Here is a 1,091-nt window from a genome sequence, read left to right as displayed (position 1 = left end):
CCTTCCGTTTTGAGATGCGAGAAGAAGCTCTCCATCGAGGCATTGTCATAACAATTCCCTCGGCGAGACATGCTGATTTGGGCGCCAACCTTTGGCAGCATGTCGTGGTAGGCATAAGACGTGTACTGGAATCCCTGATCGCTGTGAACGATCAGTCCCGTCACGTCTTTTGTCTTGTTAAAAGCATTCTCAAAGGTCTGTAAAACCAGCAGATTGTCGTTTCTTCGACTCATTTGATAGGCTACAATCTCATTATTAAATAGATCTTTCACGGCAGAGAGGTAGATCCATGACTCACCTACACGGAATTGAGTGACGTCCGTAACCCATTTTTGGTTCGCTCTATCTGCTTTAAAGTCGCGCTTCAGCAGGTTTTTGGCAACTCGTCCTTCAGTTGAAGAAGTGTAGTTACAGCGATGCTTACGCCGAATTCTTGATCGAATTCCAAGCGTCTGCATGAGCCGTAGCACTTTCTTATGATTCATCCAGACCCCGTGATCCTGTAGCAAAAACAACTGAATCTGGCGGTAGCCATACACTCCGTTGTATTGGTCGTAAACCTTTTGTACAAGTGCCTTGTCCGTTTGATCACGATCTTGACCTTTGCGTTTGAGATAAGCATAGTAGCCGCTTCTAGAGACACCAAAAATCTTGCAAAGTGCGCTCACTGGATACTCTTTTGCGGCTTTCTCGACGCTAATATATCTTTGCATTTCATCTCCTGCATCCAGATTTCCAAGCACTTTTTTAGCATTTCATTTTCTCGTTTCAGCCGGCTCAACTGTCTGTCTTGGTCAACATATTCCTCACGTCTTCCACGATGATCGATGAGTCCAAACTCACCGGATTCCTTGTACTTCTTCATCCAATCTTTGAGACGATGTCTGTCTTTCATGCCAAACTTCTCCATGATTCTGCGATACGTCCAGCCTTCCACCAAGTGAAGATGTATCGCTTCCATCTTTATCTCGAAGGAATACTGTTTAAACTTCTGACCTTTAACTGCTGGCATAAAAAATGCACCCCTTAGAATTTCATCGGATAAACCAGGGGTTTAATCCAATGTCTATTCTAAGGGGTGCACTTCACAG

At 44.5% G+C, this 1,091-nt stretch carries 2 protein-coding genes; both read right to left on the bottom strand.

Annotation, left to right across the window (positions count from 1 at the left end):
• Window positions 1-713: IS3 family transposase (locus WFI24_RS34145; protein WP_336766270.1), on the bottom strand; the 713-nt coding region annotated here is incomplete at its 3' end.
• Window positions 665-1,012 carry a transposase gene (locus WFI24_RS34140; RefSeq protein WP_336766269.1) on the bottom strand — a complete coding sequence of 116 codons (348 nt, stop codon included), beginning with the start codon at window positions 1,010-1,012 and terminating at the stop codon, window positions 665-667. The genes WFI24_RS34140 and WFI24_RS34145, both read right to left, overlap by 49 nt.
• Between the last annotated feature and the right edge of the window lie 79 nt (window positions 1,013-1,091).

Source organism: Paenibacillus sp. USHLN196, from assembly GCF_037144955.1.
Taxonomy (GTDB): domain Bacteria; phylum Bacillota; class Bacilli; order Paenibacillales; family Paenibacillaceae; genus Paenibacillus; species Paenibacillus xylanexedens_C.
Note: the sequence above shows the minus strand (reverse complement) of the source record. Positions and strands in the feature narration are given on the sequence as shown.

Bases quoted from the DNA above. Each gene is read 5' to 3' on its own strand.
- WFI24_RS34140 (WP_336766269.1), bottom strand. From the start codon at position 1,012: ATGCCAGCAGTTAAAGGTCAGAAGTTTAAACAGTATTCCTTCGAGATA.